The organism is Clostridium frigoris (assembly GCF_018861865.1).
Taxonomy (GTDB): Bacteria; Bacillota; Clostridia; order Clostridiales; family Clostridiaceae; genus Clostridium_AD; species Clostridium_AD frigoris.
On record NZ_JAHLDV010000001.1, the window covers coordinates 89,536 to 105,805 of the forward strand.

Genomic DNA, 16,270 nt, shown 5'->3' on the forward strand with positions numbered 1-16,270 from the left:
ATTATATTTTTTAAAAATATATTAAGTTTAGTATTTCATAAAAAAGTATTAATATATGGATTGAAAGAAATATAATGATATAATATAAATATAAATGTATATATTTAAAGTAATTTGAAATACTGTGTTATAAAAAATAGATTAAATTAAAAACTTAAAATTTGATGAGAAGGCGTTTACGTGAAGTGGATAAGGAAAGATGTATTTAATTTAGCACTACCAATAATAACAGAACAATTATTTGTTATATCGCTTGGTATGATAAACACTATGATGGCAGGCCGCATAGGAAAAGAAGCAGTTTCCGCAATTGGAATGGTAGATTCTGTAAATAATATATTTATAGCATTTTTCTCTGCCCTTGCAATTGGAGGTATGGTCGTTATAGCTCAATTTATTGGACAAGGAAACATAAAAAAAGCTAATGAGGCTATGAAGCAGGCTCTTTTTTCTGGACTTATAATTACTTTTGTTGTTACTATTATAATGTTTATATTTCAAGGTCCTTTAATTGGAATATTATTTGGCTCAGCCGACCCTGAAGTAATAAGTAATGCCCATACATATTTAGGTATAACTTTACTTACTTATCCCCTAATAACAATTGATTTGATAGCGAATGGACTTCTACGTGGAGCTGGTGATACAAAAACTCCTATGAAAATCAGTATCATCATGAATATTATAAATGTAATTTTAACATATACCTTTATAAATATACTACACATGGGAATAATGGGCGCTGCACTTGGCATCGCTATTGCTAGGATTAGTGGAGGTATTATTATCTTATTTGTTCTTCTACGTGGTTCAAAGATTTTGAAACTTACAAATTTAAAAAAATTCAAATTTGATAAACCATTATTAAAACTTATATTTGGCATTGGAATACCTGCAAGTATAGAGTCTTTACTTTTTAATGGTGGAAAGCTAATCACTCAAATTTATATTGTAGATATGGGAACTATAGCAGTTGCCTCAAATGCTATTGCTGGCTCCGTTGCTACTATGCTTAATGTCCCAGGAAATGCCCTATGCATTGCAGCAACAGCTCTTGTTGGAAAACATATGGGAAGAGGAGAAAGCCTTGAAGCTGAGAGTGCACTATCTTATATTACAAAGCTTTCAACTTTTGCTTTATTTGCCATAGGCTTAATATTTATACCCTTTGCAGGAAATATAACATCACTATTTATTGATGATAAGGAAATAATCCACTTAGCCTCAGCTGTACTTATAGTAAATTCTGCATGTATACCATTATGGTCTATATCATTTGTGCTTCCTGCAGGACTAAAAGGTGCCGGCGATGTAAAATATACACTAGTAACTTCAATTATAGGAATGTGGCTCTTTAGAATTACTTTAGGTTATTTACTAGGAATTGTATTACACTTTGGGCTTATAGGTGTATGGGTAGGCATGATTGTTGATTGGTTAGTTCGTGGAACGCTTTATCTTATCCGCTTTAAAAAAGGAAAATGGAAGAATAAAACTTTGATAAAAATGCAGACCTCCTCCCATTAATTTTAATATTTTGTTAATATATAGGGCTTTAAAACATGTTATACTATTATTAAATCATCTCTACAAGAGATGCACATCTGCAAAGCAGATGCACAGCTGCGAAGCAGATGAACAGCTGCTTTGCAGATGAATAGACCAAAATAAATATTTTTAAAGGATGGTTGAATTATGAACATAGCTTTCTTTCTTACACCTAAAAATGAAGTTATTTATGAAAAACCAAGTTCTACAATGAGACAAGCTTTAGAAAGAATGGAGTACCATAGATATACCTCTGTACCTTTAGTAAATGAATCTGGTCATTATGTAGGCACCTTAACTGAAGGTGATTTATTATGGAAATTAAAGAACACCCCCAATTTAAGTTTTAATGATACAAATAAAATTTTAATTGGAGATATCCCAAGACATGTTAAAAATAAAGCAGTATTAATTAATGCAGATATAGAAAGCCTAATATCGCTAGCAAAGGATCAAAACTTTGTTCCCGTTCTAGATGATAACGGTATTTTTATAGGTATAATTAAAAGAAGTGATATAATGACTTATTGTTACAATTCATTATACAAAAATAAATAATTTAAGAGTTTTATTTAACGACATTTCAGAAGGAAAGTCTCCTATTTTTATAAGTTAGAGTTGACTATCCTAGCTAATTTAAACTACAGTTAGAACATAAATCTCCTTCTGAAGTCGTTAATGTAGCTCCTCAGGAGATAATTAAATAAATTCATAAATATATTGTGATAAACAAAACACCTATTCTTGCGTAAATTGCTAGAATAGGTCTTTTATTTTTGTTACTACTCGGGCATCATAAATTATGTGAAGGTATAAGAGAGCTGAAAGAATATGGGTATGAATTTCTCCGAAAGTAGAACCAAATAAGAAGAGCAGAAACAATTGAAATCCCATTTAAAGTTCTTCTTTTGTAAGTAAAAATTCTCGTAAGACTGCCACAGGCAGTCTTACGAACCGGCGCACGCCGAATGTGAGAGATAGAGAATTTTTATTTACAAAAGATTAGAACTTCTTAATGGGATTTCACGTTTCAAACTCATATTTGGTGCCACGCCGAAGAAATTCATGGATTACATTTTTTTATTTTCAATGGCTGAGTAGTAACATATTTTTATAATAAACTAGCTGCTTCTTTGTCTATAATAATAGTTACATCATTATGAAGTTGAAGAATAGATGCAGGTATACTTGGATTAATTTTGCCTTTAACTGCTTTTTCTATAGCTTCAGCTTTATTTAATCCATTGGCAAGTAAAATGATTTTTTTAGAATTCATTATTGTCTTTATACCCATGCTTATTGCTTTTACCGGAACATACTCTATTGATTTAAAAAACCTAGAATTAGCTTCTATTGTTTGTTCATCAAGATTTACTAAATGCGTTTGTGCTTCGAAATTTATATTTGGTTCATTAAACCCAATATGTCCATTTCCGCCTATACCTAAAACTTGCATATCAATGCCACCAAGTGTTTTAATCTTTTTTTCATAAAGCGAACAAAAATCATCTACATCCTTTGCCATTCCATCAGGCATATTAATATTTTTTGTACTTATGTTTATACTATTAAATAGATTATTCATCATATACTTATAATAACTTTGAGAATTTTCAGGGTTAAGTCCATAATATTCATCTAGGTTAAAAGTTCTAACCTCTTTAAAATCAACCTCTTTTTTATTATATAATTTAATTAATTCCTTATACATACCGGATGGAGTATCTCCTGTTGCAAGTCCTAAAACACTATCAGGCTTTAACGTAACCTGACTAGCAACCATTAAAGCCGCTCTCTTACTCATTTCCTCATAATTATCTACAACTATTATTCTCATATTGGCACCACCTTATTATAATACTCAAAATATCACTTTTAAGCTTCGTACACTATTTTTCCATCGATTATTGTAAAAGACACATCTATATCATCATTAAAAATAGCTATATCTGCATCATATCCAAGCTCTAAGCTTCCCTTTTCATTATCCATATTAATTACCTTTGCTGGATTAAGTGTTGCCATTGCAACAACATCGTAAATTTCTAAATCACTATTACGAAGCATATTGAGTACTGCTTTATTTAGAGTCAGAACGCTACCTGCTAGTGTTCCATCCTCAAGCCTTGCAGCCCCATTTTTAACTATTACCTTTTGTCCACCAAGTTCAGAAACTCCACTCTTAATGCAGCCAGCTCTCATAGAATCTGTTATAAGAACCATTCTATCCGTGTGTACAGTATTTATTAGTATATTAAAAATCCCAGGATGAACATGTATTAAATCTGCTATTAACTCACAGGTTATATTACTTGAAAAAATCGCACCTACAATACCTGGTTTTCTGTGATTAAGTGGAGTCATTGCATTAAAAGTATGAGTCGCATGTGATATTCCATCATCAATTGCATTCATAGTTTCCTCAAAACTTGCATCAGAGTGACCTACTGATAATGTAATTTTAGAATTAGCTTTGACTTTTTTTATAAAATTATGATGTGTATCCTTTTCAGGAGCAAGGGTTATAATCTTAATTATATCTAAATAATCCTTTATAATATCATAATCGGGCTTTATAATATTATCTGCCTTTTGGGCCCCCTTATACTTTTCATTTATAAAAGGTCCCTCCATATGTACACCTAGAATCTTTGCTCCCGTAGTTTCTATCTTCATAGCCTCTCTTACTGCATCTAATGCTTTATAAATGCTCGTGGTATCCATAGTCATTGTAGTAGGTAAATAGCCTGTTACTCCATTTGCAACTATGGTATTACCTATGGTTTTCAAAGCTTCCTGCGAAGCATCCATAGTATCATAGCCACCACCACCATGAATATGAATATCTATAAGACCGGGAGATACAAAGCTACCCTTAGCATCAATAATTTTTAAATCATCGCAGCACTTTTCTTTATACTGATGAAAGTTTTCATTATCTATAATTGCAACAATTTTTAGATCAAATACTATTACGCTATCATAAATAATTCTGTCTTTCATAATAAGTTTTCCATTAATTATAGCTTTAATATTAATCACCTCATCATATATTTATCATTTCAATGTAATTTGATATTTATACTTATCACTTCTAAATGTTGCCTTAGTGTATTCAATTGGGATTCCATTTTCTAAATAGGTAGTTTGGCTAAATATTAATGCCAAAGCAGAATCTTCTTGATTTAAAAGTTTACTTTCATAATCATTAAGTTGAGTTGGCTCAATTGTTTGTTTTGCTTTATCTAGCTTATATCCATAATGTTTTCTAAAGATTTCATATAGTGATTTATCCTCAATCATCGCTCTAGTCATCCCATCAAATAAATAGTGTGGAAGCAATGCCGTTTCAATTGCCACTGGCTGCTCATCACTAAATCTCACCCTTTTAATCTCAATGATTTTAGTTTCATTTTCAGGCATTTTCAGTTCAATTTTATATTTCTTCGTTGCTTTTATTACTTTAAAAGATAATATCTCACTTTTAGATATAACTCCATTTCCTTCCATTTGCTCACTAAAACTTTTGAGTGGCGATATTTCACGTTTAACTTTTGGATAAGCCACAAAAGTCCCTTTTCCCTGCTCTCTATATATAAGTCCCTCATTAACAAGAGACATAATAGCCTTATTAACTGTCATTCTACTTACACCTTGTACTTTGCATAATTCTCTTTCAGTTGGAATTGAATCTCCAGGCTTTAATTCTTCATTTTCAATCATCTCTTGTAATATTTCTTTTATCTGGTAATGAAGTGGTATAGGATTATCTTTAGATACTTTTTTCAAAACTTTCCTCCTCACTTACAATTAAATTTACCTACATAACATTTATTGACATGTTGTCATGTTGTATATACCAATTGTATTTCAAGTTCACTTATAATGCAAGCTATTTCTGCAAATATATAAATATATAAATAAAGTTAAATGTATCCATATTTATTATTGCAAACGTTTGCACAAAGGTATATACTATTGCTGTTGTATCAAAGAAAGGAGCTTGCTTAATTATATCGTAAAGGTTTTAAAAAAAAATCGAGGAGTGAATTTATTTATGAAGAATAAAAAAATTTCAACATTAATTTCCTTTGGATTATTTTTAGCTTTAACTATCTCACCACTTCAAAACCTGAATTACTTTTCTAGTAATCCTGCTGTTGTACATGCTGCAACAACTTCATCTTTACCAGCTAGCACTAAAGATGGAGCAATACTTCATGCTTTTGATTGGTCATTTAATACCATTAAAAGTGAGCTACCAAGTATTGCAGCAAGCGGATATAAATCCATTCAAGTTTCACCTGTACAGGGAACCAAAGACTCAAGCACTGATCCAACTAAATGGTGGTTATTGTATCAACCAACTAATCAAGCTGTTGGAAATGCACAACTAGGATCTTTATCTGATTTTACATCATTGTGTATCACTGCAAAGAGCTATGGAATTTCAATAATAGTAGATGTAGTCATGAATCATATGGCTAATAATGGAAACAAAGATCAGTTAGATCCTTCTGTTGATTCAAGTTTTCAAAATTCAAGTTTATATCATAATCTAGGACAATGCTCAAATTGGAGTAACCGATATGACGTAACACAAAAAGGTATCGGTATGCCTGATTTAAATACTCAAACCACCGAAGTTCAAAACAAGGCAATTACTTTTTTAAATCAATGCGTTGATGCTGGGGCTTCTGGATTCCGTTTTGATGCAGCTAAACATATTGAAACAAATATAGGCCTAGACGCAGGTCAATCATGGTCTGGAAATTATTGGACCAATGTTCTTGGAAATTTGCATAATAAATCAAATATATTTGTATATGGCGAAATATTACAAGATGGAACAGTAGACAATATTGCAAACTATGAAACATTTATGAACGTTACCGCTAGTAGCTATGGTGGCAGTGTAAGAAGTGCGATTACTTCAAACGACCTAAGCAAAGCAGGAGGTATGGGTGGCCTAAATTCAACTAAAAGTGTAGATTTTGTTGAAACTCATGATACTTACGAAGATGGTTCTACTCGTGGTTTAACAGATTTGCAAAGGAAAATTGGTTGGGCTATTGTTGATTCACGTGCAGGAACAACGCCTTTATTCTTTGATAGACCAACTAGTTCAATTGGATTAAAAGGTGAATCTTTATGGAAAGATGCTGATGTTGTAGCATTAAATCAGTTCCATAATGCAATGATTGGTCAAACTGAATATTTAAGATGGACAAACAATAATCAAACAATGTTAATAGATCGTGGAACTACTGGCACCGTACTAGTAAACTCTGGTTCAAATACAAGTGTTAATTCTCCTACTAACTTAGCAAACGGAACATACACAAATAAAGCAGCAGCAAGTTGTACTTTAACAGTATCAAATGGAACAATATCTGGGAGCATTCCAGCAAATTCGGTTATTATTTTATACAATGCCGGCACTCCAACTACTACACTTACTGCATCTGCAAATATAATAGGAGGAAATTATACTTCAGCGCAAAGTGTAATTTTAACACCATCAAAAACAGCAGATATCTATTACACAACTGATGGAAGCACTCCAAACTCCTCTAGTACAAAATATACTGGAGCAATTAATGTATCTAGTAGCTTAACTATTAAGTATATAGCTATAGATTCACTTGGAGTTTCATCACCAGTATATACAGAGGCATACGTCATTAGTGCATCTACTGCCTATACCCCAAATTCAGGATATAAAGTAGACTATGACAGCAGTAAACTGTTACAAGGTAAGAGCTTTACTGTATATTATAATGGATCTTTAGCTAATTCTAGCAGTGTTTCAATGCATTGGGGCTATAATGGCTGGGTAGGTGCATCAAATGCAACAATGACCAAGCGTTCAGATGGCTTTTGGGCAGCTACTATAACTATTCCTACCACCGCTACAAAGTTAGATTTTGACTTTACCGATGGAAGTAGTTATGACAATAACAGCAGTAACGATTGGCACTTACAAGTATGGTCAGGTTCTGTTCCAGTACAGGTTAGTCCAGCGCCAGTTGCTACTAAATCTGTTACTGTATATTATAATGGAACCTTGGCAGCTAGTGCAACTTCAATGACACTTCATTGGGGATATAATAACTTTACATCCCCTAAAGATGCAACAATGACAAAGCAAGCAAATGGAACCTGGGCAGCTACTATAACAATGCCTTCAGGAAGTTACATGCTTAACATGGCCTTCAATAACAATGCAAGTACATGGGATAGTAATAACTCTGTAAATTATAACTACTCTTCAGCACAATAGTATAATTAATACTCTATAAAGCAGATCTTTGGATCTGCTTTATAGAGTATTTTTATATTTATTTTATTACTACAGCACACCCTACTCCAACCTTTATTAAGTAAATAACAAATACTATCTAGTTTATAATAACTCCTGTTGCAGGTTGCAAAACAGTTACACTGCATGTAGCTTTTTTAGTTGTATCATCCATTGAAGTTGCAGTTATTGTCGTAGTTCCTCCAGAAGTTGGTGTTACCTTCCCGTTTGAATCCACATTAGCAACAATTGGATTACTACTAGTCCACGTAACGTGCTTTACCTTTTGATTTTCCGGCATAACCTTAGCTGACAGAATTATAGAAGAATCCCCTAATTTAAATTTTAAACTACTCTGATTTAGGATGATGTTATCTACCTGCTCTGGTACGTAAACTATGCAGTAAACTAAATGATTTCCTTCCACTGATCTTCCGATAATCCCTGCAGTTCCAGTTGATAATGCAGTCACTATACCTTTATCGCTTACACTAGCTACACCCTCATTTCCACTACTCCAAATTATTGTTTGATTGGATGCATTTATTGGAAGTATATATGGCTTTAATACTAATGTACTCTTAATCTTTAAAGTCGCACTATTTTGTGCTAAAGTAATTTGTGTTATATCTTGCTTAGTCACGAAAACAAGACGAGCATCCATAATTCCTCTATCAACTGTAGTCACAACAATTAATGTCACACCTTCAGTTATTGGTGTCACTACCCCAGTATTACTCACCACAGCTACATTCTCATTACTACTGCTCCACATTACTGCTTTATTCACTGCATTACTTGGAGTAATAGTTGGGATTAATGTAAGTGGTGTCCCCACAATTAAAGGTGTTGAATACCCTGCTATAGTTATTCCTGTTGCATGTACTTTAAGATCACCAGATATAGGCCCAATTACATTTACACTACATGTGGCTTTTTTAGTCTTATCATAAACTGAAGTTGCAGTAATAACTGCACTGCCTCCAGATACTGATGCTACCCTACCATTTGAATCTACATTAGCTATGCCATAATTACTACTAGTCCATATAACACCCTTTACTGAGAGGTCATCTGGCATAATTTTGGCAGACAGTGTAACAGCAGCATCACCTAGATTAAATTTTAAACTATTTTGACTTAAACTAATACTATCTATTACCTCCGGTACGTACACTAAGCAATAAACTGAATGATCTCCATCTGCTGTTCTCCCAATAATACCAGCAGATCCTGACGTTAATGCAGTTACTATCCCGGCATCACTTACCTTAACTACATCCTCATTTCCACTTCTCCAAATTATAGTTTTGTTTGAAGCATCAATAGGAAGTATATCTGGCTTTAATGTTAATGTACTCTTGATTTTTAAAGTAACATAACTTTGGGCTAGAGTTATTGTATCTATATTTTTTTTAATCACATGAACAAGACAACCATCCATATTTCCTCTATCCACCGTTGTCACCGAAATTAATGTCATGCCTTCAGTTATTGGTGTTACAACGCCTGTTGCACTTACCGTAGCCACATTCTCATTGCTACTACGATAGGTAACTGCCTTGTTTGTTGCATTAATTGGTGATATATCCTGAGATAATGTAAATGGAGTTCCAGCGATTAACTCTAACTGCTTTGGTTTTAATGTAACGCCTGTTACATGTATTTTAGTATCCGTTATAGGTCCATTCACAGTTACACTACATGTAGCCTTTTTAGTTTTATCATAAACTGAAGTTGCAGTTATTACTGCCTTTCCCCCAGCCTTTGGTATTACTCTACCATTTGAATCTACATCAGCTATGTTGTAATTACTACTAGTCCACGTAATATTCTTTAACGAGAGATTATCTGGCAAAATTTTAGCTGACAGAACTGTTGCAGCACCACCTAAATCAAATTTCAAACTATTTTGACTTAAAGTAATGCTATCTATTACCTCCGGTACATAAACTAAGCAATAAACTGAATAGTCTCCATCTACTGTTCTTCCAATTATTCCGCAAGATCCGGATGTTATTGCAGTTACTATGCCTGTATCACTTACCTTAGCTACATCATCATCTCCACTACTCCAAATTATTGTTTGGTTTGTTGCCTTCTTGGGAAATATCTCTGGTTTTAATGTCAATGTGCTCTTGATTTTTAAAGTTGCATAATTGTTAATTAGAGTCATTCCTTTTACATCCTGCTTCGTCACATTAACAACGCAACCATCCATATTTCCTCTATCCACTGTTGTCGCCAAAATTAATGTGATTCCCGTGGATATTGGAGTTACAACGCCCTTATCGCTTACTGTAGCCACCGCCTCATTACTACTACTCCAAATTACTGCCTTGTTCACTGCATTAGTTGGATTAATAGTTGGAATTAATGTATATGGGGTTCTATCCCTTAAATCTAATTGCTTTGGTTTTAATGTAATTCCAGTTGCATGTACTTTAGTATCAGTTATAGGTGCATTCACAATTACACTACATGTAGCTTTTTTAGTTTTATCATAATTTGAAGTTGCAGTTATTATAGCGGAGCCCCCTGAGATGGGAGTTATCCTGCCATTCGAATCTACATTAACTATGCCATAATTACTGCTAGTCCACGTTATACCCTTTATTGATAGATTATCTGGCATGATTTTTGCAGATATCGTAACAGGAGCATCGCCTAAAGCAAATTTTACACTATTTTGACTTAATGTAATACTATTTACTTCTTCAGGCACGTATACTAAGCAATAAACTTGGTGATCTCCATCCACCGTTCTTCCAATAATACCAGCACTTCCTGATGTTATTGCAGTTACTACTCCTTTATCGCTCACTTTAGCTACATCTTCATTTCCACTATACCAAATTACTGTTTTATTTGAAGCCTCTGATGGTGATATAACTGGATTTAATGTAATTGTACTCTTAATTTTTAAAGTTACTATATTGTGAATTAATGATATTCCTTCTACAGCTACTACCTCTTTCACGGTGACATTAATAATACAGGTATCCATATGACCCCCATCTACTGTTCTCACCGTAATAAGTGCTATACCTTTGCCTATTGGGGTTACAATTCCTGTTGCACTTACAGTAGCAACTTCATCATTACTACTACTCCAAATTACTGATTTATTTGCAGCATTGGCTGGCGATACAGTAGCTTTTAGACTAAATGTTGCCCCACCTACAATTAGCCTTTGGTTTCCTTGAGAAGTCGTTACAGTAGTCGCATTAACAGCTGAAAAATTTACTGCGGCGCTTATATTATAAACAGATACTTGAATTTGATATAATAGAGCTATTATAAAAATTATTAATAAGTTTTTAACTGTAATTATTTTATGTTTTGTTATCAACTTTTCACTCCCTTTATTAAGATGAACAAATCAATTTCTAATAGTATATATACGTCTACTTGTTTTAACATTATATTCTATATATCGTTAATTATCCCACACACTTTAATTAATTTACTACATGACCATCCTTAAATTGAAAAAAACACCCTATAGAGTAGACTTTTTCTTTGTCTACTCTATAGGGTGTTTTCAACCTTTTGTTCTTATTAACTATTTTAATTTAACTCTTCATAGCTCTCATAGAATTTAACACTGCAATCAAAGCAACTCCTACATCTCCAAAGACTGCTTCCCACATATTTGCAACTCCAAACACTGCAAGTATTAAAATGATTGCCTTTACACCTAATGCAAATACAATATTTTGAATAACAATCTTCTTTGTGTTTTGGGCAATTTTGATAGCCAAAGCAATCTTTGATGGTTCATCTGTCATGATTACTATATCAGCAGCTTCTATTGCTGCATCAGACCCTACTCCACCCATAGCTATTCCAATATCTGCTCTTGCAAGTACTGGTGCATCATTGATGCCATCTCCTACAAAAACAATTTTTCCTTTAGGTGACTTTTCCTTTTGAAGTTTCTCAAGCTTTTCTACCTTATCCTGTGGAAGGAGTTCTGAGTAAACTTCATCCACGCCAAGAACTTTTCCAATGTTACTGGCTATATCTTTATTATCACCAGTAAGCATTACTATTTTTTTAACACCCATAGACTTTAATTTTTTTATAGCAGAAATAGAATCATCTTTTACTTCATCGGATATTATAATACTACCAACATATATATTGTCTATAGCTACATATATTATCGAACCAATATTTTTACCCTTAGTATATGAAATTTTCTCACTCTCCATGAGCTTTGCATTACCAGCTAGGACATATTTCCCTTTTACTTTAGCGCGAATACCTTTCCCAGCTATTTCTTCTACATCTTCAATATCTTTTTTGTTTACTTCTTTACCATAAGCTTTTAGTATAGATGTTGCAATTGGGTGATTAGAATAACTTTCAACAGATGCTGCATATTCTAATAATTCCTCTTCATTTATATCACCCTCTACATGCATTTGTGTAACTTTAAATACTCCTTTAGTTAGTGTTCCAGTTTTATCAAAAACCACCATTTCAACGTTATTTAATGCCTCCAAATAGTTTCCACCCTTAACCAAAATTCCATTTTTCGATGCTCCACCTATTCCTCCAAAAAAACCAAGTGGAATAGATATTACGAGTGCACAAGGACAAGATACTACTAAAAATACAAGTGCTCTATATATCCACTGTGAAAAAGTAGCACCAGGTATTAAAATTGGTGGAACCAAAGCAAGTACAACTGCACTTATAACTACAATCGGTGTATAATACCTTGCAAATTTAGTTATAAAGTTTTCAGTTGGCGCCTTTTTGCTACTAGCATTTTTAACTAAATCTAATATTTTTGCAAGTGTTGATTCCCCAAACTCTTTTTTTACCTCTATAGTCAATAACCCGTTTTTATTTATGCAGCCGGCTAGTATTTCATCCCCAGTATTAACTTCTCTTGGAACTGATTCACCAGTTAAAGCGGATGAATCAACTAATGAATTTCCCTCTATAACACTTCCATCTAAAGGTACTTTTTCCCCTGGTTTTACTATTATAATATCACCAATGTAGACCTCTTCTGGATCAACTTTTACTATTTCATTATTAATTTTCTTATTTGCATAATCTGGTCTTATATCCATTAGTGCAGATATTGACTTTGTAGATTTATTTACGGCCATATCCTGGAAGAACTCTCCTACTTGGTAAAAGAGCATAACCCCTACACCTTCTGGAAATTGCCCTATAGAAAACGCTCCTATTGTTGCAAGTGCCATCAAGAAATTTTCATCAAAAACTTCTCCTCTTAATATATTTTTTATGGCAACCATTAATACTTCTCCACCAATTAATAAATAACTTATAAGATATAATGAAAATTCAAGAAAATAATCTAATTTTAATACAACCGCTATAAGGAAAATTGCAATTCCTAATGAAAAACGTATAATTTTATTTTTATCATTTCTCTGATTATCGCCAGCATGTTCATGATCATGGCTATGATTATGTGAATGTCCCTCATGTTTAACACTTTCTATAAATTTAACATCAGGTTCTACCCTTTTTACTATTTTTTTTGCTTCATCTATAACTTTTAATATTTTATCTTCGCTTTGAAATTGAATCACTAAATTTTTATTAATAAAGTTTACACTTGCGTCTGTTACTCCATCTAACTTTTTACATTGAGTTTCAATTTTATTTGCACAATTGACGCAACCTAACCCCTCTAAAATAAATTCTTTGCGTATTATAGTCTCCATTTTCTCGCCTCGCTTTCAAAGTTTTACGTTATTTTATATATTATATTAATCATCTCCTTAGGAGCTGATATTAACGACTTCAGAAGGAGGTTTAAACCTCCTTATGAAGTTTTATTTCTGCTAAGGTAGTTTACACCCCTTTATAGAAGTGGGTGACTTTCCTTCTAAAATGTCATTATGAATTTATCTTTATGTAATAGAATATTACCTAAGTTCTTTTATGTGTATAAGTCCTTGATCAAATATTTGTTTAACATGCTGATCATCCAAAGAATAGAAGACAACCTTACCTTCTCGTCTATACTTAACAAGTCTAGCATTTTTAAGTACACGCAATTGATGTGAAATAGCTGATTGAGTCATAATAAGAAGAGCTGCTATATCACAAACGCACATTTCAGTTTCGAAAAGCACACAAAGGATTTTAATTCTTGTACTATCTCCAAAAACCTTAAAAAGTTCTGCAAGATCTGATAAAGTCTCTGCAGGTGGTATTAATCTCCTTACTTTTTCTATCTTATCTTCATGAACTGTTGAGCAACTACAAAACTCTATATCTTTATCCATTTATTTCTCCCCTCATGTGAACATATGAATTATTGTTCATGTGTTCATTATATGATATCCTATAATACTTGTCAACATTCCCTTAAAATAAAAACTCACATAATGTATTTTCACATGATGAATCATGTACAAACACATTATGTGAGTTTCAAATCTACTAAATCATTTGTTCTAATTATTACCTATAGTGCCTATATTCTTAATGATTTCAGAAATTATATCAATTCTTTTAAAGGTTGTAATAAGATAATATCCATCTACATAATCATGAATTTCCCTGGCAATATCCGTAGATATCTTAATTGCAAGAGTGGTAGCTTCTTCTTTTGAAATATCCTTATATAACTCTGTTATTTCCTCAGAAACAGTTATCCCAGAAATTTCATTATTCATAAAGCAAGCATTCCTATGACTTACAATTGGAATAATTCCGCCTAAAATTTTAGCTGGTAACTCTTTGCGTGCTTGTTTTAAGTTTTCCACAGCCTGCTTTGATAAAATTGGTTGTGTTAAAAACATAGTTACACCATTCTCTATTTTCTTTTTTGCATGGGCTAGTTGGCTACTAAAATTAATAGCATTTACATTTAAAGCACCACAAATATTAAAAGGAGATGAAAATGTTGTCTCATTTAAATTAGTAATATAATTAGCAAGTATTGCAGAATTGAAACTAAACATTGCCTTAACCTCATCTCGCAGGGCAGTAGGCACCGGGTCACCAGTAACCACTAAAACATTATTTACACCTTCAATACTTAAACCTAGAAGCAAAGCTTTTGTGGCATTAATATTTCTATCACGACAAGTCATATGCGGAATAGTTGTAATATCAAGTTCTCTCTTTAACTTACAAGCAAGTAGGCTGCTATCTACCCTAACTCTTGCAACAGGACAATCTGCAATAGTTATTGCATCAACACCTTGCTCCTTAAGGCTTTTAGCACTGTTCATAAAAAAATCTATCCCTGTATCCATAGGTGGATCGAGTTCTACCGCAATAATCTTTTTCCCCAGCCTAATTTTTTCAAGTAGAGAATTTTTAACAATTAATTTTTTAAAGTGTATTTTCTTTCCCCTTATTCTTGTAACAATTTCATGTGGAGATAAACCTTCTATATTGGCTACAGTTTCTCTTATAAATTCTGGGGTTGTACCACAACATCCACCTATTATAGCAACACCTTGTTTTGCTATTTCAAGCATTTGTCTTGCAAAATATTCTTTAGTATTATTAAAGAACATACGATTATTTATTACTGTGGGATAACCTGAATTTGGCATAATAGAAATTATTTTGTTTTCTATATTTAGAGTTTTAATATAGCTAAGTAAATGATACGGCCCCAAAAAGCAATTAAAGCCGCACGCATCTATAGTTGATATATGCGAAACTTTCTCTATAAATTTTTCACCTGATATACCATTCCTTGTAAACCCCTCAGGTGAAACTGCAAGTTCCATTAAAATATATGCCTTTGGATTTTTATCCTTAATATATTTAGAAATTTGGGGTAGATATTCATCACTACTAAAGGTTTCGAATATAAAATGCGTTGAACCAAGTTCTAAAAATAAATCTACTATTTCTTTGTAAGCCTCCCATAAATTAAGCGTCTCTAAAAATGGGATTGGTCCAATATCCGCGAAAACTAAAACATCAGTCCCTTTTGTTGCTTCCTTTGCTATTTCATAACCCTTTGTTATCACATCTTTTACTATACTAAAATCACTTTCAAGGCTAATCCTATTTGCACCAAATGTATTTGTCTTAATAGCCATGCAACCTGCATCTATATATTCCTTATGTATATTTAATATTGTATTTCTATCATAAATATTTGCAAGCTCACATTTGGCTAATGGATTTTCTTTGATACTTGCATAATATGTACCCATAGCACCATCGAAAATCAGTGGTTTTTCTTTAATATTCATATATTTCCCCTTTCTCCCAAATATAAATCTTATAATTATCAAAAATTTCTTTAGGCTAATTATATCAAAAAATTCTGATTATAGTGTACTTTAGAAAAAGTAATACTTATTATATACAAGTTAAAAATACATTTAATATAATTACCTTGGAAATATGAATTATTTTCTTGCTTATTACCATAAATGAAGTGTAAGATAATAT

At 32.6% G+C, this 16,270-nt stretch carries 10 protein-coding genes; 3 read left to right on the forward strand and 7 right to left on the reverse strand.

All coding sequences use genetic code 11. The features are described from left to right. The first annotated feature begins 180 nt into the window (after positions 1–180). Together KPL37_RS00435 and KPL37_RS00440 are read left to right on the forward strand one after the other, a co-directional pair. Positions 181–1,527, forward strand: coding sequence for an MATE family efflux transporter (locus KPL37_RS00435; protein ID WP_216145204.1), 1,347 nt, complete (start codon positions 181–183; stop codon positions 1,525–1,527). A 168-nt stretch (positions 1,528–1,695) separates the two neighbouring features. After that, positions 1,696–2,106, forward strand: coding sequence for a CBS domain-containing protein (locus KPL37_RS00440; RefSeq protein WP_216145206.1), 411 nt, complete (start codon positions 1,696–1,698; stop codon positions 2,104–2,106). 553 nt (positions 2,107–2,659) lie between these two features. Here the strand turns inward: KPL37_RS00440 and nagB are convergent. The 3 genes from nagB to KPL37_RS00455 are packed head-to-tail and all read right to left on the reverse strand — an operon-like array spanning position 2,660 to position 5,337. After that, positions 2,660–3,385, reverse strand: coding sequence for a glucosamine-6-phosphate deaminase (gene nagB / locus KPL37_RS00445; protein WP_216145208.1), 726 nt, complete (start codon positions 3,383–3,385; stop codon positions 2,660–2,662). A gap of 38 nt (positions 3,386–3,423) precedes the next feature. Next, positions 3,424–4,581: an N-acetylglucosamine-6-phosphate deacetylase gene (gene nagA, locus KPL37_RS00450; protein ID WP_216145351.1), complete on the reverse strand. Its 1,158-nt coding sequence runs from the start codon at positions 4,579–4,581 to the stop codon at positions 3,424–3,426. 24 nt (positions 4,582–4,605) lie between these two features. Next, on the reverse strand, positions 4,606–5,337 hold the full coding sequence (locus KPL37_RS00455) for a GntR family transcriptional regulator (RefSeq protein ID WP_216145210.1): 732 nt from the start codon (positions 5,335–5,337) through the stop codon (positions 4,606–4,608). A gap of 268 nt (positions 5,338–5,605) precedes the next feature. Between KPL37_RS00455 and KPL37_RS00460 the strand changes: the two genes are divergently transcribed. Beyond that, entirely contained in the window at positions 5,606–7,831 is a 2,226-nt protein-coding gene (locus KPL37_RS00460; RefSeq protein WP_216145212.1) for a carbohydrate-binding protein, read from the forward strand. Between the two features lie 118 nt (positions 7,832–7,949). Here KPL37_RS00460 and KPL37_RS00465 read toward each other — a convergent pair whose 3' ends face one another. The 4 genes from KPL37_RS00465 to KPL37_RS00480 all read right to left on the reverse strand — a co-directional run bounded on the left by KPL37_RS00465 (position 7,950) and on the right by KPL37_RS00480 (position 16,068). Next, positions 7,950–11,201 carry an Ig-like domain-containing protein gene (locus KPL37_RS00465; protein ID WP_216145214.1) on the reverse strand — a complete coding sequence of 1,084 codons (3,252 nt, stop codon included), beginning with the start codon at positions 11,199–11,201 and terminating at the stop codon, positions 7,950–7,952. Positions 11,202–11,424: 223 nt separating this feature from the next. Beyond that, positions 11,425–13,563: a heavy metal translocating P-type ATPase gene (locus tag KPL37_RS00470; RefSeq protein ID WP_216145216.1), complete on the reverse strand. Its 2,139-nt coding sequence runs from the start codon at positions 13,561–13,563 to the stop codon at positions 11,425–11,427. A gap of 204 nt (positions 13,564–13,767) precedes the next feature. Continuing rightward, the gene (locus KPL37_RS00475; RefSeq protein WP_216145217.1) at positions 13,768–14,130 is read right to left on the reverse strand and encodes an ArsR/SmtB family transcription factor; all 363 of its coding nucleotides are present in this window, start codon (positions 14,128–14,130) and stop codon (positions 13,768–13,770) included. Between the two features lie 171 nt (positions 14,131–14,301). Continuing rightward, on the reverse strand, positions 14,302–16,068 hold the full coding sequence (locus KPL37_RS00480; RefSeq protein ID WP_216145218.1) for a bifunctional homocysteine S-methyltransferase/methylenetetrahydrofolate reductase: 1,767 nt from the start codon (positions 16,066–16,068) through the stop codon (positions 14,302–14,304). Between the last annotated feature and the right edge of the window lie 202 nt (positions 16,069–16,270).